18 protein-coding genes are annotated in these 17,383 nt (G+C 66.7%); 7 read left to right on the top strand and 11 right to left on the bottom strand.

Annotation, left to right across the window (positions count from 1 at the left end; translation table 11 throughout):
- Nucleotides 1–73: 73 nt before the first annotated feature.
- Nucleotides 74–1,354 carry a hypothetical protein gene (locus QXZ94_RS01225; RefSeq protein ID WP_315718871.1) on the bottom strand — a complete coding sequence of 427 codons (1,281 nt, stop codon included), beginning with the start codon at nt 1,352–1,354 and terminating at the stop codon, nt 74–76.
- 144 nt (nt 1,355–1,498) lie between these two features.
- Here QXZ94_RS01225 and QXZ94_RS01220 point away from each other — a divergent pair, with 144 nt between their 5' ends.
- Nucleotides 1,499–2,269 carry a serine acetyltransferase gene (locus QXZ94_RS01220; protein ID WP_315718870.1) on the top strand — a complete coding sequence of 257 codons (771 nt, stop codon included), beginning with the start codon at nt 1,499–1,501 and terminating at the stop codon, nt 2,267–2,269.
- A 59-nt stretch (nt 2,270–2,328) separates the two neighbouring features.
- On the opposite strand, the gene QXZ94_RS01215 is transcribed toward QXZ94_RS01220, so the two are convergent.
- From QXZ94_RS01215 to QXZ94_RS01205, 3 genes are all read right to left on the bottom strand, one after another.
- Nucleotides 2,329–2,799, bottom strand: coding sequence for a DoxX family protein (locus QXZ94_RS01215; RefSeq protein ID WP_315718869.1), 471 nt, complete (start codon nt 2,797–2,799; stop codon nt 2,329–2,331).
- Nucleotides 2,800–3,100: 301 nt separating this feature from the next.
- Nucleotides 3,101–3,838, bottom strand: a complete 738-nt coding sequence (locus tag QXZ94_RS01210; RefSeq protein ID WP_315718868.1) for a thioredoxin family protein — start codon at nt 3,836–3,838, stop codon at nt 3,101–3,103.
- A gap of 478 nt (nt 3,839–4,316) precedes the next feature.
- On the bottom strand, nt 4,317–4,478 hold the full coding sequence (locus QXZ94_RS01205) for a hypothetical protein (protein WP_315726711.1): 162 nt from the start codon (nt 4,476–4,478) through the stop codon (nt 4,317–4,319).
- Between the two features lie 298 nt (nt 4,479–4,776).
- Here QXZ94_RS01205 and QXZ94_RS01200 point away from each other — a divergent pair, with 298 nt between their 5' ends.
- Both QXZ94_RS01200 and QXZ94_RS01195 read left to right on the top strand, forming a co-directional pair.
- Entirely contained in the window at nt 4,777–5,529 is a 753-nt protein-coding gene (locus QXZ94_RS01200; protein WP_315718867.1) for a Crp/Fnr family transcriptional regulator, read from the top strand.
- Nucleotides 5,513–5,758, top strand: a complete 246-nt coding sequence (locus QXZ94_RS01195) for a DUF6894 family protein (protein ID WP_315718866.1) — start codon at nt 5,513–5,515, stop codon at nt 5,756–5,758. The genes QXZ94_RS01200 and QXZ94_RS01195 overlap by 17 nt, the downstream gene beginning before the upstream one ends.
- Before the next feature lie 56 nt (nt 5,759–5,814).
- Here the strand turns inward: QXZ94_RS01195 and QXZ94_RS01190 are convergent, their stop codons facing one another.
- Together QXZ94_RS01190 and QXZ94_RS01185 are read right to left on the bottom strand one after the other, a co-directional pair.
- Nucleotides 5,815–7,512 carry a response regulator gene (locus tag QXZ94_RS01190; RefSeq protein WP_315718865.1) on the bottom strand — a complete coding sequence of 566 codons (1,698 nt, stop codon included), beginning with the start codon at nt 7,510–7,512 and terminating at the stop codon, nt 5,815–5,817.
- The gene (locus QXZ94_RS01185) at nt 7,502–9,028 is read right to left on the bottom strand and encodes an ATPase domain-containing protein (RefSeq protein ID WP_315718864.1); all 1,527 of its coding nucleotides are present in this window, start codon (nt 9,026–9,028) and stop codon (nt 7,502–7,504) included. The genes QXZ94_RS01190 and QXZ94_RS01185 overlap by 11 nt, the downstream gene beginning before the upstream one ends.
- A 484-nt stretch (nt 9,029–9,512) precedes the next feature.
- Between QXZ94_RS01185 and QXZ94_RS01180 the strand changes: the two genes are divergently transcribed.
- Complete coding sequence (locus tag QXZ94_RS01180) at nt 9,513–10,916, top strand: amidase family protein (protein WP_315718863.1); 1,404 nt, start codon at nt 9,513–9,515, stop codon at nt 10,914–10,916.
- 245 nt (nt 10,917–11,161) lie between these two features.
- On the opposite strand, the gene QXZ94_RS01175 is transcribed toward QXZ94_RS01180, so the two are convergent.
- Nucleotides 11,162–12,196 carry a YihY/virulence factor BrkB family protein gene (locus tag QXZ94_RS01175; protein ID WP_315726023.1) on the bottom strand — a complete coding sequence of 345 codons (1,035 nt, stop codon included), beginning with the start codon at nt 12,194–12,196 and terminating at the stop codon, nt 11,162–11,164.
- A gap of 334 nt (nt 12,197–12,530) precedes the next feature.
- On the opposite strand from QXZ94_RS01175, the gene QXZ94_RS01170 reads away from it, so the two are divergent.
- The 3 genes from QXZ94_RS01170 (at nt 12,531) to QXZ94_RS01160 (ending at nt 14,020) form a co-directional block, all read left to right on the top strand.
- Nucleotides 12,531–12,773 carry a DUF3551 domain-containing protein gene (locus QXZ94_RS01170; RefSeq protein ID WP_172110741.1) on the top strand — a complete coding sequence of 81 codons (243 nt, stop codon included), beginning with the start codon at nt 12,531–12,533 and terminating at the stop codon, nt 12,771–12,773.
- Nucleotides 12,774–12,991: 218 nt separating this feature from the next.
- Nucleotides 12,992–13,120: a hypothetical protein gene (locus tag QXZ94_RS01165; RefSeq protein ID WP_315718862.1), complete on the top strand. Its 129-nt coding sequence runs from the start codon at nt 12,992–12,994 to the stop codon at nt 13,118–13,120.
- Between the two features lie 9 nt (nt 13,121–13,129).
- Nucleotides 13,130–14,020 carry a hypothetical protein gene (locus QXZ94_RS01160; RefSeq protein WP_315718861.1) on the top strand — a complete coding sequence of 297 codons (891 nt, stop codon included), beginning with the start codon at nt 13,130–13,132 and terminating at the stop codon, nt 14,018–14,020.
- A gap of 87 nt (nt 14,021–14,107) precedes the next feature.
- On the opposite strand, the gene QXZ94_RS01155 is transcribed toward QXZ94_RS01160, so the two are convergent.
- From QXZ94_RS01155 to QXZ94_RS01140, 4 genes are all read right to left on the bottom strand, one after another.
- Complete coding sequence (locus tag QXZ94_RS01155) at nt 14,108–14,578, bottom strand: GNAT family N-acetyltransferase (RefSeq protein ID WP_315726021.1); 471 nt, start codon at nt 14,576–14,578, stop codon at nt 14,108–14,110.
- Nucleotides 14,579–14,618: 40 nt separating this feature from the next.
- The gene (locus tag QXZ94_RS01150) at nt 14,619–14,891 is read right to left on the bottom strand and encodes a hypothetical protein (RefSeq protein WP_315718860.1); all 273 of its coding nucleotides are present in this window, start codon (nt 14,889–14,891) and stop codon (nt 14,619–14,621) included.
- Nucleotides 14,892–15,005: 114 nt separating this feature from the next.
- Nucleotides 15,006–16,619 (bottom strand): FAD-dependent oxidoreductase, encoded by a 1,614-nt coding sequence (locus tag QXZ94_RS01145; protein ID WP_409998786.1) that lies wholly within the window; start codon nt 16,617–16,619, stop codon nt 15,006–15,008.
- Nucleotides 16,620–16,739: 120 nt separating this feature from the next.
- Nucleotides 16,740–17,234, bottom strand: a complete 495-nt coding sequence (locus QXZ94_RS01140; RefSeq protein WP_315718858.1) for a MarR family transcriptional regulator — start codon at nt 17,232–17,234, stop codon at nt 16,740–16,742.
- Nucleotides 17,235–17,383: the final 149 nt, after the last annotated feature.

The following is a 17,383-nucleotide window of genomic DNA, read 5'->3' as shown; positions in this document are numbered from 1 at the left end:
GGTGATCGCTCGCCGCACCCTCGCCCGGAACGCCGAATGACGGCTGAGCTTCGGCCAGCAGCGAGAAGCCGCATCATGGGACGGCATCAGCCAGGCGGATGAAGCCCAGCAGGTTCTGCTCGGTCATGCCATGCGTGACCAGCCTGACTGCATCCGCGCTGTTGCCTTCGATCGAGGTGAACGTGCTCCCGTCGACGGAATAGATCACGCCGCTCTGCCCCGGCGCGAATACGGACTTTCCGGCGCGCGCATCGCTCAGTTCCGAGCCCGCCCTCACCCGGAGGAAGACGGCGATATCGCCGGGCAGCGCCGGCTTCTCGCCCGGCAGGAATGTGAGCTTCTTGCGCAGGGCATCGTTCCAGATCTGGGCGTTGACCGCAGACGGCGTGATCTTCACCGGACTGTCCACCTTGAGGATCAGCCACGAGATGAATGCCGCACTCCACGGCGCCTGCCCCATCTGCATGGGGTCCAGGTTCACGGCCCGCCAATAGTCGGCAATCCGGTCGGCCGATGTCGTCTCTTCGACGTTCCTGTTGATCTCGCTGACCGCCAGGGTCAGGAGCCTGCTCGCCGATTGGGTCTGGCCGGGACTGGGCGGAGGCGGCTGAAGATTGTAGTGCGGCAGCTCGACGTCGCGACGCCCCAGGGTCGGAGGGATCACCGCCTCGCTGGGCGACTTCGTCCCCTCCAGATCGGCGAGCGCCATTCGTTCCAGCTCGCCGCGGTTCAGGCTGTTGAGGACGCCCGCGCGAACCAGGAACAACAGAACCGCCGCGCGCGCTCGCGTATCGTCACTCTTCGCCAGCTCCTTCTCGATGACCTTGTAGGCGAAGTCGCGCTCCTCCTTGGTCGCCTTGCGTGTGGCGTCCGCGGCAGCCGCGCCCTCCTGAAGGTCGTTCTTGAGCTTGGCCAATTGACGCTCGCGCTCGGCATCCGAACGCTTCTGTGCCTCCTCCAGCGTCGATTCGAGTTGCTTGATCGCGATCGAATTGACCGTCGTCTGCTGGCTTTGGAAGTAGCCGACGAGGCCATTGACCATGATCGTGATCGTCCCGACGAGCGTCACGACCAATGGCGTGTTGTGCCAGAACTTGAGGCGTTCGATCCGATCCGAGGTCTGTCTTTCCGCGCGCTTCTCGGGTAGCAGCGCGAGCTGAGCTCGTTCTTCCAGCGCTTTGTCCAGCAGAATCCGTTTGTACTCCGGCGGAAGATCCGGGTCCTTCAGAAAAGGAAACTCCTCCGACCAATTGATCAACGCCTCCCCCTGATCCCGGTCTCTGTTTTTTCGGTCCGTTCCTCGCGGTGCCTCTCTCGACGCGGCGATGCTAGCCCGGCCTGCCCCCTTTGCCAAGCTTCCGGCCGTCAGCCGGCAACTAACAGGACGCGGCGCCGACGGCCGCCAGCCGGCAAGAAAGAGATGCCGGCAGATCCCGGTTTCGACGGCGCCCGGGTCGGGCTATGTTGCCCGCCTCCTCCGGCAAGCGAGCAGTCGACCATGACCGAAACGCACTCAGCGCGGGACGCCCTCTGGCAGTCCATCCAGGACGAGGCCCGGCTGGGCCTGGTGAGCGATCCGATATTTGGCCGCGCCGCGGCGGCCGCGATCCAAGATCATCCGGACCTCGGCAGTGTCGTGGCGCACCAGATCGGCACCCGCCTTGGCAGGACCCCGGGCGAGCGCACGCAGCTCGCTGCCATCGCGCGCCGGGCCCAGCGCGCGTCCCCCGATCTCGTCGAGGCGGCCGGCCTTGATCTGCGCGCCATCGCGGCCCGCGATCCGGCAACCACGTCGCTGCTGCCGCCGCTGCTGAACTACAAGGGCTACATCGCGATGCAGGCGTTTCGTGTCTCGCACTGGCTCTGGACCAACGCGCAGCCCGACCTCGCCTTGCTGCTCCAGGCCGAGGCGTCGACGTCGCTGCAGGTGAGCATCCATCCTTCGGCGCAGATCGGGACGGCGGTGTTTCTCGATCACGCCACCGGCATCGTCATCGGCGCGTTCAGCACCATCGGCGACGGCGTCACCATCCTGCAGAACGTCACCATCGGGCGTCACGATGCACTGCCCGGGCGCGGCCCGCGGATCGGCCGCGGCGTGCTGCTGTCATCAGGTGCGACGGTGCTCGGCGATGTCGCGATCGGCGACTTCGCCAAGATCGGCGCAGGAGCGGTCGTCACATCCGATGTGCCGGCCGGCTGCACGGCCGTGGGCACGCCGGCCCGGCTGACGAACTGCGTGGAGACACCGAGCCCGGCCGAGATGTGAGGCCAGGCGCGCGAAAGCCGCCCGTGGGCGGCTCTCATGTCCTCATCACGGTCTTAGGATCAGGCCGCAGCGCTTGCCGGCAGGGCCCGCGCGCTCGGCTTGGCTTGCCGCAGATGCGTCTTCCACGCCTCGATGGCGACGACGAGCGAGGTGATCGCCCAGAACACGGGATACTCGTAGCCGCCGGTGTTCCAGGTCCAGCCAAAGCCTTTCACGACCTGCAGCGCGTAGACTGCAAACAGCAGCAGCGCGGTGGCGCCGAGTGCGGCGAAGCGCGTGCAGATGCCGAGGACCAACGCTATTCCGGCGGCGGATTCCGCGGCGGCAGCGATCAAAACCCAGGCCTCCGGCGGATGAAAGCCTGCCTTGGCGAAGAAGCCCGCAGTCGCGGCCGACACCGCGCCGCCAGCAAACTTTCCCGCGACGTGAGGAAACAGAAACAATCCGCAAATGATGCGAAGAATGTTCGAGCCGTTCGTAAGATCGAAATTGTCCGCCTTGATGCGGAAGTCGTCCTTGGTGAGCCACATGACTCAACTCCTTTCTGTTGAGTCGAATGTTCCATCGAACGCAGTTGCCGCCATTGCGGCAAATCAAGTGCGCTGCGGTGAAAAACTCAGGGCTGCGTTGCGAGATCGTGCGTCACGCGATCGCTGCGTTGATCAGGTATTTCTCAGGGCGATACGCGTGATTGTGCTCGACGGGGATAGTGCCTCAACTCTCCGCGCCAGGAACGAGCGGCAGAAGCTGAGTGCACCGTCACCCGAGTGGAGAGTGCAATATCAGAACAGGACGAGCTGACCTACCCATGCCGCGCTGATTCCGCCTGCGCTACGGGCCGCAATGGCAGCCTTGGCGGCTCCCCCCTTCGTATTCGTCGTGCAGGCGCACCCAGTCGGACAGATTGCCGCGTCCGGTCTCGTTGCGGCCCTTTGGCGTAAGGTCGAGATAGTGATAGGCGCCGATCAGCGGATCGCCGCCGCGGGAGCGAACCTGGAAGGTGCAGAAGATGTCGCCGGCGGCGTCCTTGTAGAACACGGTCAGGCCGGGCAGCTCGCGCGAGCTGCCGCGCAGCGGCGCGAAATTGTACACGGCCGTGCCTGCCGCGATCTGCTCGTCCGAGAACGAGACCTTGTAGTCAGCATTGAAATCGCTGCCTTCGGACGACACCCAGTCGAAAGCCCAGCCCATGCGCGCTTTGAACGGCGCGATGTCCGCGAGGGGCGCGCGCGACACCACGACAAGGCTGACGTCGTGCTGTCGCAGATGCTGGTTGGCACCGTCGATATGGTCGCACAGGAAGGAGCAGCCGGGACAGCGGTGCGGATCGCCCGGCGCCATCATGAAATGGTAGATGATCAGCTGGCTGCGTCCCTGAAACAGGTCGCCCAGGCGCGCCGGCCCGTTCGGCGTCTGGAAGACATAGTCTTTCTCGACCTTGACCCAAGGCAGGTTCCGCCGGGCTTCGGCCAGGGCGTCGCGCTGCCGCATGAAGGCCTTTTCGCTGGCGAGGTGGGCGCGATGCGCTTCGGTCCATTCCGACTGCGAGACTATTCGGGGGAGCGTCATGCCGGCTTCTCCTGTTTCCCCGAGGACGAGCCGATGAGCAGCCAGTCGACATCGGAGCGCAGCTTTTTTACTGCGAGCTGGCCGGAGTCGGGGCCGGGCGAGACCAGGCCAACGGCCCAAGGCCGGACGCCCGGGAACGAGGCGCTCGCCGCGGACTGGAAGCGGATGGTGCCGAGCCGCTCCTCTGACGCAAACGCCTCGCCGCCGTCAGCTCCGTATTGTCCCCCAATTGTATTTCCGGAGTGATCCGCCGATTGATCTCGTGAGTTTCGGGAGGTGATGTCCGACGTGTCCGACAACAACAGCTCTTTGCGCGGCGGTCATAACGACCTGCCGCCCTGCCGCAGTTGCGGTCACCGCGCGAGCGCGATTCGGAGCATCCTGAATCCCCGGACGGGAGAATCGGCCCGCATGTTCAACTGCACCGCCTGCGGGACTCTGAACTGGATGGAACCCGGCCGTTGAGCGCGCGCATCCGCTAGGAGGTCGGCGGCTTGGGATCGGGCGGACAATGCCGGGCCTCTTCGTCCGCCAGGAGCTGCCGGATGATCCTGCGTTTTTGCTCGTCGGTCTCCGCCTCGAGCAGCTGACGAAAATGACGGATGTTTTCGTTGCGAATGTAGCGTTCCATGCGCGCCACCTCATCACGCTCATCGCGCCGAGAATGCGAGGAAGTGCCCGCCGGTTCAACCCGAAAGGATGGCGACGTCCTGCCGCAGCCCGCGATGGAACACGACTGGATAAATCGGAGGAGGAAGGGAACCAATCCGACGGTCGACCGTTATCAATAACCCCCAGCCCAACTTTCGGAAGGTGCCGGTGGCCGAGAGATGATCGTGCTCCCTCTGCCTGCGCAGCGAAGCTTGGCACCTCGCTCTCCGGTCCCACAGACCTTGCCTCAAGCCGATGGTCTTGACCTTCGCCATCGCGAGCCCCCGATGCATCATATGGTCAAGCTGATCCGCAGGCTGCGGAGCGCAACCGAGCTGAGCGAACACGACATCGCGGCGATCAAGGCCCTTCCCGTGGAGTTGAAGGCGGTCGAGCCGGAAACCCAGATTGCCTGGGAGGGTGATCGTCCGCAGGCGTGCTGCATGATCGTCACCGGCTTCGCCTATCGCGCCAAGGTCACCGAGACCGGCAAGCGCCAGATCCTGTCGTTCCACATTCCCGGCGACATTCCCGATCTGCAAAGCCTGCTGCTCAAGACCATGGACCATGACATCGTCACGATCTCCGCGGCGACGTTGGCCTTCATCGACCACGCCGATCTGTCCAGACTGATCGACGCCCATCCGGCTGTCGCGCGCGCCCTGTGGCGCGAGACCATGATCGACGCCGCCGTGTTCCGGCAGTGGATCCTCAATCTCGGCGTTCGCTCGGCGTCGGCCCGCATGGCGCATCTGCTCGCAGAGCTCCGGCAACGCCTGGCCGAGGTCGGGCTCGTCGACGACAACGCCTATCGGTTTCCGATTACCCAATCGGAGCTCGCCGAGGCGCTCGGCCTGAGCACCGTGCATGTCAACCGCGTGCTGCAGGAATTCCGCAGTCAACGCGTGCTCGATATCCGTAAGAACCTTGTGAAGCTGATCGACGTTGATAAGGTCGTCGCTGCCGGAGAGTTCGATCCCGCGTATCTTCATCAGATCGACGATTCGCGCCCAGGACAATCCCATGACCGGGACGGATGAGATGCTCTTCTACATCCAACATCCCGGTGAAGTGCCTGCGGAGGGCACCGACCTCGAAGGCGTCGATTTCGACGACGTCGAGACCGTGCTTCTTGAGACGGCGGACGCCGCGCTTGCGATCGCACGCGACCGGCTGGAGCCTTCGACGACCAATGTCAGCCTGGAGGTCAGATCCAATGACGGCCGGGTGGGACAAGTCACCGTGTCGGTGCTGATCGAGCGCGGCTGACGCTAAGCCACGGCTGTCGAGCCTGCGGGCCGGAACGTCGGACGACCGGCCACCGCTCAGGAGCTGCGCGCCCGCGACCACATGCCTTCTGCCTTGGCCGCATCGATCGCCGCCGCCAGCTCGTCGATCCGATAGGGCTTCGGCAGGATCCGCACGCCCGCTTCCCTGGCCGCATGCACGGCCGCTCCCGAATAGCCGCTGGTCAGGAGAATGGGCATGTCGCCGCGCCGGCGCTGGATCTCGCGCGCAAGCTCGACGCCGTTCATGCCGCCCGGCATCATCACGTCGGAGAACACGAGGTCGACCGCCCGTCCGTCGGCCAGTGCGCCGAGCGCCGCCGCCGCGCTGGCGGCGCGGGTGACCTCGAAGCCGAGCTGACGGAGCATCTCGCTCACCAGCGCAGCGACCTCCTCGTCGTCCTCGACGAGAAGAACGCGGCCCTCGTCGCGATGACGGGGGCGCGGCCGATGCAGATCGATCAGATGCTGCTGATGCCCGGACGCGGCGTGCGCGGATCGCGGCAGGTACAAGGCGATCGTGGTGCCCCGGCCCAGCTCGGAGTCGATCGAGACGGTGCCGCGCGACTGCTTGACGAAGCCGTAGACCTGGGCGAGCCCGAGGCCCGAGCCCTTGCCGACGTCCTTGGTGGTGAAGAAGGGCTCGAAGACGCGCAGGCGGACCTCGTCCGTCATTCCGGTCCCGGCGTCGATCACCGACAGGCGGACATAGTCACCCGCGAGCTCGTCGTCCCTCCAGTTCGACAGATTCTCAGCCCGCACCATGATCGTGCCGCCGCTCGGCATCGCGTCGCGCGCATTGACGGCGAGATTGAGCACCACCAGTTCGAGCTCGCCGGGGTCGACCTCGACGGGCCAGAGCGTCTCGGGAAATTCGAACTGCACGTGGACGTCGCCGCGCAGGCTGCGATCGAGCAGCTCGCGCATGCCGCCGATCTGGCGCGCGATGTCGACCGGCTCGGGCGTCAACTCCTGGCGGCGCGAGAACGCGAGCAGCTGTCGCGTCAGGCTGGCGCCGCGCTGGGCGGCCTGGATCATGCCGTCCATCAGGCGGCGACGCCGCTCCGGATCGGCCTGGCGGTCCAGCATGTCGAGACCGCCCGAGATCACCATCAGCAGATTGTTGAAGTCGTGCGCGACGCCGCCGGTCAGCCGGCCGATCGCCTCGATCTTCTGCGCCTGGCGCAGCGTCTCCTCGACGCGGGCGCGCTCGGCCATCTCGATGCGCAGATGCTCGTTGGACTCGGCGAGCGCGCGCGTCCGCTCCACCACCAGCCGCTCCAGCTCCTGCGCCGCCTGCTCGCGGGCCTGGATCAGCGCGCGGATCTCGTATTGGCGCCGCCGCGCCCGCATCGCCGATTGCACCGCGCTGGTCAGCGTGATCGGCTGGATCGGCCGCTCCAGCAATGACACGTTGCGCAGCGCGCGCACGAGATTGCGCCGCCACGCGGCGACGGCGGGCTGCTCCCGGTGGCTGGTCAGGACGATGAAGGGCAAATCGGACCAGGCAGGCTGCCGCTCGACCCATTGCATCAGCGGGCCGGTGTCCTTGGCAAAGAAGCCCTCCTCGGAAACGACGACGGCGCCCACGCCGGTGTTCAGCTCGCTCACCAGCTCGGCCAGCGAGGTACAGACGCGGGCGTCGATCCGGGCATTGCGAAGCAGCTCCGCGGAGGCCGGACCGTCCCGTCCGATCGGTGCGAAGACGAGCACGTGCTGATCCCGATCAGCGCTCATCGCGGACGTCCATGTCAGGGATGACGTCGCCGGTGAAACGCGGATTGCCCGAGAACACGCCGCTGAACGCCGTGAGCGGGGGCCCGAGCGTGATGCCGCTTCCACCCAGGCGAAACTCGCGGATCGTATGCTCGTGGTGTCCGCTCCGCTTCTTGACGACCGACAGCGCGCGGCGGACGGTCCCTGCCGCCTCGAAGTAGCGCAGCATCAGCACGGCATCGCTGAGATAGCTGATGTCCAGCGGTGTTTCCATCGGTCCCACCAGACCATGTTGCGCGAGCACCAGGATGGTCAGCACGCCCTGCTGGCCGAGATAGCTCAGAAGTTCATGCATCTGCAGGATGAGAAAACGCTCGTCCGGCATCGCATGGAGGTAGCCGTTGAGACTGTCGATGACGATGACGCGGGCATGGTCGTGCTCGACGCTGCGCCGGACGTTGGCGCCGAACTCACCGGGCGAGAGCTCGGCGGGATCAATCTGCTGGAACCTGATCAGCCCGGACGCCATGTGTCTTTCCAGCGGCAGGCCGAGCGTTTGCGCCCGCGCCTCCACGGTGCCCCGGCCCTCGTCGAACGCGAAGAACACCGCGTGCTCGCCGCGATCGGCCGCCGCGATCGCGTAGGTCAGCGCAACCGACGATTTGCCGACGCCAGCGGAGCCGATGAGCAGCGCGTTGGTGCCGCGCTCGAGCCCTCCGCCCAGCAGCTGGTCCAGCTCGGCGTTGCCGCTGGACACGACTTCGCCGAGGAACGAGCGATGATGCTCCGCGGCGACGAGCCGGGGAAAGATCCTCAGACCTCCTTCGGCAATCGTGAAATCATGAAAGCCGCCGCGAAACGCAATGCCGCGCATCTTGATCACGCGCAGCCGGCGGCGCTCGGCGCCATATTCGATCGCCAGCTGCTCCAGCATCACGACGCCATGCGCGACCGAGTGCAGCTGCAGATCATCCTGCGACGACGACAGATCGTCGAGCAGGATGACCGTGCAGTTGCGCTTGGCGAAGAAGTGCTTCAGCGCGAGCACCTGACGACGGTAGCGCAGCGGACTCTGCGCCAAGAGCCGCAGCTCGGAGAGGCTGTCGATGACGACCCGGGCGGGATCGACGCGCTCGACCTCCTTGAACATCAGGCCGGTGGTCTCGCTGAGCTCGACCTCAGCCGGATGGAACACCGTGAGCTCCCGCTCCGGATCGAGCGTCGTCTCCGGCGGCACCAGCTCGAACACGTCGACGCCGGCGAGCGACCAGCCGTGCCGCTCGGCGACCACCTCCAATTCGCGCTGGGTCTCCGATAGCGTGATGTAGAGCACCCGCTCGCCGAGACGCCTGCCCTTGAGCAGGAACTGCAGCGCGACCGTCGTCTTTCCGGTCCCAGGCCGCCCCTCGTAGAGATACAGGCGATTGGCGTCCAAGCCGCCGCCGAGGATGTCGTCGAGACCTTCGCTCCCGGTGGAGATCCGCGTCCGTGGCGGAGGCTCGTCTTTCCGGCTGCCGTCGACAAACTCCTCCGTCATTTTGAACGCTCCGACATCATCAATGAGACGAACGGCGATCGGTGATCGCCGGCGGCGCAGCGGCGACCCTTCGCCCGGCGGGTCGTTGCGACAGCCAATAAAGGAACACGACAAATCCACCCCGGGTTCCCCGGAACCCGCTCGGACAACGAGCGGACCGTCAACGCCGCGAGCAACAAACGGTTCAAGGAAGTTCTCGGACGGTTCCGCTGCGCGGGACCTGCCGCCGCTCCGGGTGGAAGCCCGATGCCAGTCCCCTTCGCGCCCTTGACATGAAATTCCTGGTCCTAATGATCATGAATCATGTGCCACGACCCGTGCCCCGCCGCGAAAACATCCTCCGCATTGCCGGCACGCGGCCGGCGATGTTGACTGCGGCCACGCAAGGGACGGCGATGGACGCCGGACCCGCGCAACGGCCAAAGCGGCCCGCACGAGGCATCGCCCCATCGCCATCACCCTCCCGATCATAGAGGCTTGCTTCATGGATACGCCGCTGTGGCGCTGGTCGGCCACGCAACTCGCCACCGCCATCCGCAACAAACAGATCTCGAGCCGTGACGCGGTGATGGCCAGCCTCGATCGGATCGCGGCGGTCAATCCGGATCTCAACGCCGTGGTGTCGGTGCAGGCGGAAGACGCGCTCGCAGCCGCCGATCTCGCCGACCGCATGGTGGCCGCAGGCTCGGCGCTCGGGCCGCTGCATGGCGTGCCGGTGACGACCAAGGTCAATGTCGACCAGAAGGGGTTGCCGACCACCAACGGCGTCGTCGCGTTCAAGGACAACATCGCCAAGCACGACGCGCCGGTGGTCGCCAATCTGCGCCGCGCCGGCGCCGTCATCATCGGCCGCACCAACACGCCGGCGTTCTCGATGCGCTGGTTCACCGACAACGACCTGCATGGGCGCACGCTCAATCCGTGGCGGCCTGATCGCACGCCGGGCGGATCGAGCGGCGGCGCCGCGGTGGCCGCGGCCACCGGCATGTGCGCGATCGCGCATGGCAATGATGGCGGCGGCTCGATCCGCTATCCTGCTTATTGCACCGGCACCGTCGGTCTGCGTCCCTCGTTCGGCCGCGTGCCGGCCTTCAACGGCACCGCGCCGGGCGAGCGGCAATTGTCGTTGCAGCTGATCTCGGTGCAGGGCGCGATCACGCGCAACGTCGAGGACGCGAGGCTGGCGCTGGCGGCGATGTCTGCGCCCGACCCGCGCGATCCCTGGCATGTCGCGATGCCGCTGGAGGGGCCGCGCCTCGATCATCCCGGCGTCGCGGTGTGCCTCGATCCGGCCGGCGTCGGCATCGCACCGGAGGTCGAGGCCGCCGTGCGCAAGGCCGCGGCGATTCTGCATCAGGCGGGCTACGAGGTGACCTGGCGCGATCCGCCCGATGTCGCGGCCGCCGCCGGCGCCTGGAACGATTTCGCGCAGGGCGAGTCGCGCGTGACGCTCGCCGCCCAGGTCGAGCAGCATGGCGACGCGCTGGCGCGGCGCGCCTTCGCGCTGATGACGAACCGCACGCCCGAGCTCGACGTCGCCGGCCTGATCAGGCTGTCATCGGTACGCGCCACCTATCTGCGGCGCTGGCAGATCTTCATGCAGGAGCATCCGCTGGTGCTGTGCCCGGTGGCGATGGAGACGGCGCTGCCTTACGGCGTCGACCTCGAGAGCGACGCCAGCGTCGATCGTCTGTATCGTTCGCACATCTTCCTGTTCGCGACCGCGTTTCTCGGGCTGCCCTCGATCAGCGTGCCGACCGGGGTGCATGAGGGCATTCCGATCGGCGTGCAGATCGTCGGGCCGCGTTTCCGCGAGGACCTCGTGCTCGATGCAGCCGCGGCGATCGAGCACGCGGCCGCGCAAGCCGCACCGTCGCTGTCGACCTGACGACTGCCCCAGCACCATGTCGGAGAAGCGCTCGCCCTGCGCCAGCACGTGATCGTGCAGCCGCGTCGCGGCGAGCTGCTCGTGGAACATCTCGAACAGCCGTGCCAGCGAGCGCACGAAGCTTTTCGGCCGAGCTGCAGCAACGCCTCCCGGATCGGGGGGCGCGAAACGCCGAATCGCTCCGCCGGCCTCGTCCAGCCGGTCGCCGGGCAGCAACTTCTCCGCCATCGCAGCATCTTCGCGGCTCAGCGGGCCTGGCCGACCGTATCGGCCATGGTGGCGCCGCGGGTCCCGAGCGGCCGCTCGCGTCCCGTCGTCGTGTCGCGCATGGTCTGGTGCTCGAGCTCGGCGTCGAGCTCGGCGCCGATCAGAACCACGATCGCCGAGATCCAGATCCAGGTCATGAAGCCGATGGCGGCGCCGAGCGAGCCGTACGTGGCGTTGAAGCTGCCGAAATTGGCCGCGTACCATGAGAACAGCGCCGAGCCCGCGAGCCAGAGCGCCGCCGCGAGCGCACTGCCCCAGCTGATCCAGCGCCATCTCGGCTCCTCGCGATCCGGTCCATAGCGGTAGATCAGCGCGAGCCCGAGCGAGACGCAGATGAAGATCGCAGGCCAGCGGCCGATCTGCAGCACCAGATCGGCGGCCTCGGACATGCCGAGATATTTCAGCAGCACCGGGAGCACCACGACGGCTCCGATGGCGAGCAGCGCAAACAGGATCGCGCCGCCGGTGAACAGCAGCGAGATGGCGTTCAGCTTGATGAAGCCGCGCGTGTCCTCCTCGCGATAGACGACGTTGAGCGTATCGAACAGCGACTTCATCGCCGCATTCGCACTCCAGAGCGAGATCGCAAGACTGACGAGAAAGGTGACACCCAGCGCCTGGCTGCCTTTGGCCGACACGCGGGTCAGCTGATCGCGCGCGATCTCAATGGCGCCGCCGGGCAACATGCCCTGCAATTGCTCCAGATGTCCGGTGATCTTCGCGGGATCCGAGAACAGGCCGTAGACCGCGACCAGCGCAGCGAGCGCCGGAAAGATCGCCAGCAGCGTATAGAACGTCATGCCTGCGGCGAGCGCCACGATCCTGTGATCGGTGACGTTCTGATAGACGCGATACAGCACATCCTTCCAGCCCCGCGGCGGGATCTCGGAGGGTGACGCGGCGAGCCTGCCGCGACCGTCGTCGGACAGCTCGTTCGTCCGCCCTCGGGATGCCGGCTCCGGACGCTGATCGACATATTGGATCAGAAACGCCAGCCCGAGCAGCGCCAGCATGCCGCCCGTGCCCGGCCCGCGGCTGCTGCCGAAAACACTGACCGCCCCCGGACGAGCGTCATCCGACTTCCTGGATCGTCGAAACATGGAAAGCATCCGCCGTTGTCGGGTGATGAACCGAAGCCGTCGCGGAATGTTCCGGCTTCGCGTTGGCCGACGGTTGTCAGCTCGCTCTTGGCGGGCGCGCGCCGGGCGTCGAGCGGTCCGAGCACACAATCCGGCGGGAGCCATGAACGCGACGCTGCGACGGCGACACCAACAGTTAATGTGGCCCGTGAGGAACGGGCCCGTGCAGCCCCGCGTTGCAACGTCACCTTCAACACAAGGATAATGCATGCGCCGCCTTCTGTTTGCTTCGCTTTCCGCCTCAGCCGTTCTCGCAGGGCTCGCGGCGATCTCGCCGGCGTCCGCGGCACAGGATCGCTTCTGCCTGCAGGGCAGGATGTGGGGCTATCCCGGCAATTGCCAATTCTCCACATATCGGCAGTGTCAGGCCGCAGCCTCCGGCACCGACGCCGGCTGCGGCATCAACCCGGCCTACGCCTATGCACGTCAACGCTATGCTCCGCGCTATTGAGCGCAGGTCGATTGCCCAACCGGGCCTCGATGAGCGCCTGGGTTGACTGACATGGATCGCGGCGGCCGTTGCGCCGCCGCATCAGCCGGCAAAGGCCGACCCGGCGTCCTCTGCTGCGTCGCAGAATGAGTTCGGTCGGATTCGATTTCCACGTCATCGGGCGGCAACCAGATGCCGTACGCCGTCTCCTCCTCCGCTGCCGTCCGGCGAGCGGAACGTTGAGCCTCGCCGTCGCTTATACGGCAACGGATCTCGCATTGAGGAGGACAACCATGGACGGACTGATTTATCTGGTAGGCCTGATCGTGGTCATCATGGCCATCCTGTCGTTCTTCGGCCTGCGCTGAGAGGACGACATGAGCATGGAAACTGCGCCGGTCGCCACGTCACCCATCGGGCGCGTGGCCGCAGACGGCTGGACCCTGCAATGGACGCCGGTCATTGCAGGAGCCCTCACCGCCGCGGCGGTGTCATCGATCCTGATCAGCTTCGCGATGACGGTCGGGCTCGGCGTCAGCTCCACGGCGCCGACCTGGCGGGACGCGTCCGTGGCGCTGTGGCTGCTGTCGGGGCTCTATCTCGTGTTGCAGGCTCTCGTCAGCTTCGGCTGCGGCGGCTATGTCGCCGGGCGCGTTCGTGCGGCCTACGGTCTGGCGGAGAGCGACGAGACCGAGAAGCGCGATGGCCTGCACGGCATCGCCGCATGGGCGCTTGCCGTCGTGCTCGGCACGGTGCTGGCCGCCATGGTCGCGTCCGCGGCGAGCAGGCCAAATCCCGTCAGCGCACCACAGATCGCCAACGAGCCGTCAGTGCTGAGCTATGAGCTGGATCACCTCTTCCGCGCAGCCAAGCGGGCGCCGAGCCCCGAGCTGGCGCCGGCACGCAGCGAGGCCGGCCGTATCCTGCTGACGGCATCGAGCCACAGCGGCGTCAGCACCGACGACCGCAACTACCTGGTGCAGCTGGTCGGCGTAACGACCGGGCTTGCAGGACCCGACGCCGAACGCCGCGTCGATACGACGATCGCAAATGCCAAGAGCGCGTTGTCCCGCTCGCGTGCGAGCACGACGATCCTTGCCTTCTCGGTGGCGACCGCGCTGCTGCTCGGCGCCATCGCGGCGTGGCTGGGGGCGGAAAGCGGTGGACGTCACCGCGACGGCAAGCCCGTCAGCGGCTGGATGCTGCACGCCAACCGCTTCAGCCGGCGGCGCGACATATTGCGGCGTCCAGTGTCGATGCCGGAATGATACGAGGCCGAAATTGATACGAGGCTGATGAGCGCTGATGCAGATTGAGACGGCCCGGTCGATCACCGGGCCGTTTTCATGCGCCGGTCAGCCGACGCTGCAGATCATCAGCCTGGCGTCGCCGCCATAGCTGCTCACATCGCCATCGCCGGGTGCGATCGCAAAGCCCTGCTTCTCCCAGAACGGAACCGAGCCGTTGACGGCGACCAGCGTCAACGACGGCAGGCCGAGCTCACGCGCGTGCAACCTCAGCTGGGCGACGATGCGACCGGCCGCGCCGGTGCCGCGCGCCTGCGGCAGCAAAGCGAGATCATGGATGTAGTAGGTCGTGGCCGGCGAAGGCAGCTGGCCGAGAACGACGTTCAGCGCCGGCGGCTCCCCGAGATGCCAGGGGTGGCTGACCACATAGCCGGCGATCTCGTCGCCTTGCGCAGCGAGCACGCCGCATCCGCCCGGATGGAGGCGCATGCGCTCGGCGAAAACCTCGCGATCCTCGGGATAGGACGGGTGCAGGCGGAGCGCGATGGCATCCACCGCGGCGAGGTCGCCGGGCGTCATCGCGCGCCAGGTGAGCGTCGAAGCTCTCGTCACGCCAAACTCATTTCACGAGCGTCAGCCAGCGCTCCGTGGCCGATACCGCCGCCGGCCACAGCGCCTCGGTCGGCTGCTTGCGGTGCAGCGCCTTGCCGACCTCGCAGATCGACATGAAGGCCGCCGCGCGCGCCTCCTCCACCTCGAGCGGCTGCTCGGCGCTCGGGCTGCGCACCAGCCCCATCAGACCGTTCAGCGTCTGCAACGCGGCCTCCGGCGCGCTCGCTTCCGCCGATTTCAGCGCCGCCACGACCTGCTCGGCCTTCTCCGTTTCCGTCATCGTACCTTCGTTTCGCTCATCCCTGGACGACGCGACGCTATCAGCCGGATCATAGGCCGGCAATGTCGGCAAAGTTGACGACTCGCCCGAATGTCCGATGCGCGTGCGATGAGCTCAGTTGCCGGCGCCGTGCCCCGCAGCCCGCGCCATCACCCGTGGCAGTGTCCCGGCCTGCGATGCGCTGCCGCGCCAGGCCACGACCTGATCCGGACGGATCAGCGCGATGTCGGCCTCATAGAGATCGCGCAACGCGCGAGGCAAGGTCATCACCTTCACATCGGCGCGCACTGGCTTCACCGCGCCGCGCAACTCGTCCTCATCGACGCCGCTGCCGTCAAATCTCAGCAGCGTCCATTCGAAGCCGAAGCGGTCATACAGCGAGACGCCCTGCTCCAGCCAGGCATGCGGCGCGCGACCGCCAGGACACGCACTCGGCACGTAGACATTGGCGGCATCCGGCGGCGGATGGGTGCCGTCGGAGACGATGATCGGCGAGCCGTCATAGCGGCCACCGAAGGTGACACCGGGAATGTTGAACTCGGCCCGCGCATGCTGACCGAGATAGGCGCCTGCAACGCGCCGCGCCTCGGCGCCTGCTTCGGTTGCGTCCTCGATCTCCGGCACAGCCGCGAACAGCCCAAGCGAATCCGCGAAGCGCCGTGCATGGTCGGTGTTGCGCAGCGCCACCGGGCGGCGTTCGGCCGCATAGCTGTCGAGCAGCGCCACCGGGCTCATTCCTTTGACCACGCTCGCGAGCTTCCAGCCGAGATTGACGGCGTCTTCGATCGCGGTGTTGTAGCCGAGCCCGCCGGTCGGCGTGAACAGATGCGCCGCGTCGCCACCGAGGAAGACGCGGCCGCTCTGCATGCGCTCGGCGACGAGCGCATGCCCCGCCGTCCAGGTCAGATGCGACAGCACCTCGCAGGGAACGTGCGCGCCACATGCGCGCTGGAACGCCGCCTTCGCATCATCGGCAGTGATGGCGCTCTCATCCTCGCCGGGCCGCAGCTGGGTGTGGAAGGCGAACTCGTCGCGCCCATTCACCGCAGCCATGAAGGCGCGACGGTCGCGGTTGAAGCAGACATACATCCACGCCTGCGCATGCGGCATGCGCTGGTAGAACTCCGTCGAGCGGAGGTAGACCGCAAGCATGCGGCCGCCCATGAAATCGCGCTGCACGCCGGTCGTCCCGCCATAGGAGATGCCGAGCGACTGGCGCACCAGGGAGCGCGGACCGTCGGCGCCCACCAGAAAGGCCGCGCCGATCTTGAAGCACGCGCCATCGCTGAGGCGTTCGACGTCGGCCGCGACGCCATCATCATCGGCGGTGTAGCCGATCAACCGGTGACCGTAATGCAGCTGAATGCCGGAGAGCTGCTCCGCGTGCCGGCGCAGGATCGCCTCGACGAATTTCTGCGACACCCGATGCGGCAGCTCGGCCGCGCTCCACGAGCCGGACATCCCCTTCACCAGCTCGACCGCGCGCGCTGCCGACGGCAATTGAAAGCGCGCCAGCTCGTGAGCGGCATAGCGGGTGAAATAGGCGATGTCGGTCGGATAGTCAGCCGGCAGGCCGGCACGCCGGATCTCGTCGGCAAAACCGAGCCGCCGGTAGTGCTCCATCGTGCGCGCCTGGGTGGCGTTGGCCTGGGGATTGAAAGCCGTGCCCGGCTTCTCGTCGATCAGGACCGCGGACACGCCGCGCCGACCGAGCTCGTTGGCCAGCATCAGCCCACAAGGCCCGCCGCCCACGATCAGGACGGAGGCGGTCAGACGTTCGATCACGGCGCTTCTCCCCTCGCGACGGGGGCATGCTACGGCCTCCAGCCAGATAGTCAAGCAACCTGACTATCTCTCCTCGCCCAGCGTGTCGAAGCGGGCGCCATAGGCCGAGAGCGCCTGCAGGACCACGTCCATGGCGGCCTTGCCAAGCTCCTTGCGCATCTCGGCCTCGGCCATATCGACTGCATCGCCGAAGGCCTCGAGCCATTGCAGGCCGGCCGGCGTGAAGCGAACGATGCGCGCTCGCCCGTCGTGCGGATCGGCCTCGCGCGCAACCAGCCCGAGCTCGACGCATTGATCGACCAGTTCGCCCATCGCCTGCTTGCTCACCGAGGCGCGGCGGGCGAGCTCGGTCAGCCGCGTGCCCTCGACGTCGAGATTGCGCGTGAGGCTGACATGGGCGATCCGCGTCTCGCCGTGGCCGCTCGCCACCATCAGCTCGAGCACGCGGGATTCGAACCGGCGCACCGCGTTGTTGAGCATCCTGCCGATATTGTCATGACGCCATGCCGTCCCGCTGCGTCCCGCGCGCGGCGAGTTGCGTGAAGATCTCGCATTCATTCCGGCAGCACCTCGTCTCTTCGCGCCGCACTGAGGCCGCGCAGCAGCGCAAGGTGACATCGGAAATGCGTGGGTTGTCACGCAGGAAATGGTCGAAACGGCAGGATTTCGTACCTGAAGGCGCCGCCGCGACGGCTGTTCACTTGCTT

It is taken from the genome of Bradyrhizobium sp. SZCCHNS2022, assembly GCF_032377575.1.
Lineage (GTDB): Bacteria > Pseudomonadota > Alphaproteobacteria > Rhizobiales > Xanthobacteraceae > Bradyrhizobium > Bradyrhizobium aeschynomenes.
The sequence above is the reverse complement of the archived record's forward strand: the minus strand, read 5'-3'. Positions and strand labels throughout refer to the sequence as shown.

Coding starts and splice junctions, on each gene's coding strand:
- QXZ94_RS01140 (WP_315718858.1), bottom strand. CDS start 17,234: ATGAATGCGAGATCTTCACGCAACTCGCCGCGCGCGGGACGCAGCGGG.
- QXZ94_RS01220 (WP_315718870.1), top strand. CDS start 1,499: ATGACCGAAACGCACTCAGCGCGGGACGCCCTCTGGCAGTCCATCCAG.
- QXZ94_RS01190 (WP_315718865.1), bottom strand. CDS start 7,512: ATGAGCGCTGATCGGGATCAGCACGTGCTCGTCTTCGCACCGATCGGA.
- QXZ94_RS01200 (WP_315718867.1), top strand. CDS start 4,777: ATGCATCATATGGTCAAGCTGATCCGCAGGCTGCGGAGCGCAACCGAG.
- QXZ94_RS01155 (WP_315726021.1), bottom strand. CDS start 14,578: ATGACGCCCGGCGACCTCGCCGCGGTGGATGCCATCGCGCTCCGCCTG.
- QXZ94_RS01215 (WP_315718869.1), bottom strand. CDS start 2,799: ATGTGGCTCACCAAGGACGACTTCCGCATCAAGGCGGACAATTTCGAT.
- QXZ94_RS01170 (WP_172110741.1), top strand. CDS start 12,531: ATGCGCCGCCTTCTGTTTGCTTCGCTTTCCGCCTCAGCCGTTCTCGCA.
- QXZ94_RS01195 (WP_315718866.1), top strand. CDS start 5,513: ATGACCGGGACGGATGAGATGCTCTTCTACATCCAACATCCCGGTGAA.
- QXZ94_RS01185 (WP_315718864.1), bottom strand. CDS start 9,028: ATGACGGAGGAGTTTGTCGACGGCAGCCGGAAAGACGAGCCTCCGCCA.
- QXZ94_RS01160 (WP_315718861.1), top strand. CDS start 13,130: ATGAGCATGGAAACTGCGCCGGTCGCCACGTCACCCATCGGGCGCGTG.
- QXZ94_RS01175 (WP_315726023.1), bottom strand. CDS start 12,196: ATGCTGGCGCTGCTCGGGCTGGCGTTTCTGATCCAATATGTCGATCAG.
- QXZ94_RS01150 (WP_315718860.1), bottom strand. CDS start 14,891: ATGACGGAAACGGAGAAGGCCGAGCAGGTCGTGGCGGCGCTGAAATCG.
- QXZ94_RS01145 (WP_409998786.1), bottom strand. CDS start 16,619: ATGCTGGCCAACGAGCTCGGTCGGCGCGGCGTGTCCGCGGTCCTGATC.
- QXZ94_RS01180 (WP_315718863.1), top strand. CDS start 9,513: ATGGATACGCCGCTGTGGCGCTGGTCGGCCACGCAACTCGCCACCGCC.
- QXZ94_RS01210 (WP_315718868.1), bottom strand. CDS start 3,838: ATGACGCTCCCCCGAATAGTCTCGCAGTCGGAATGGACCGAAGCGCAT.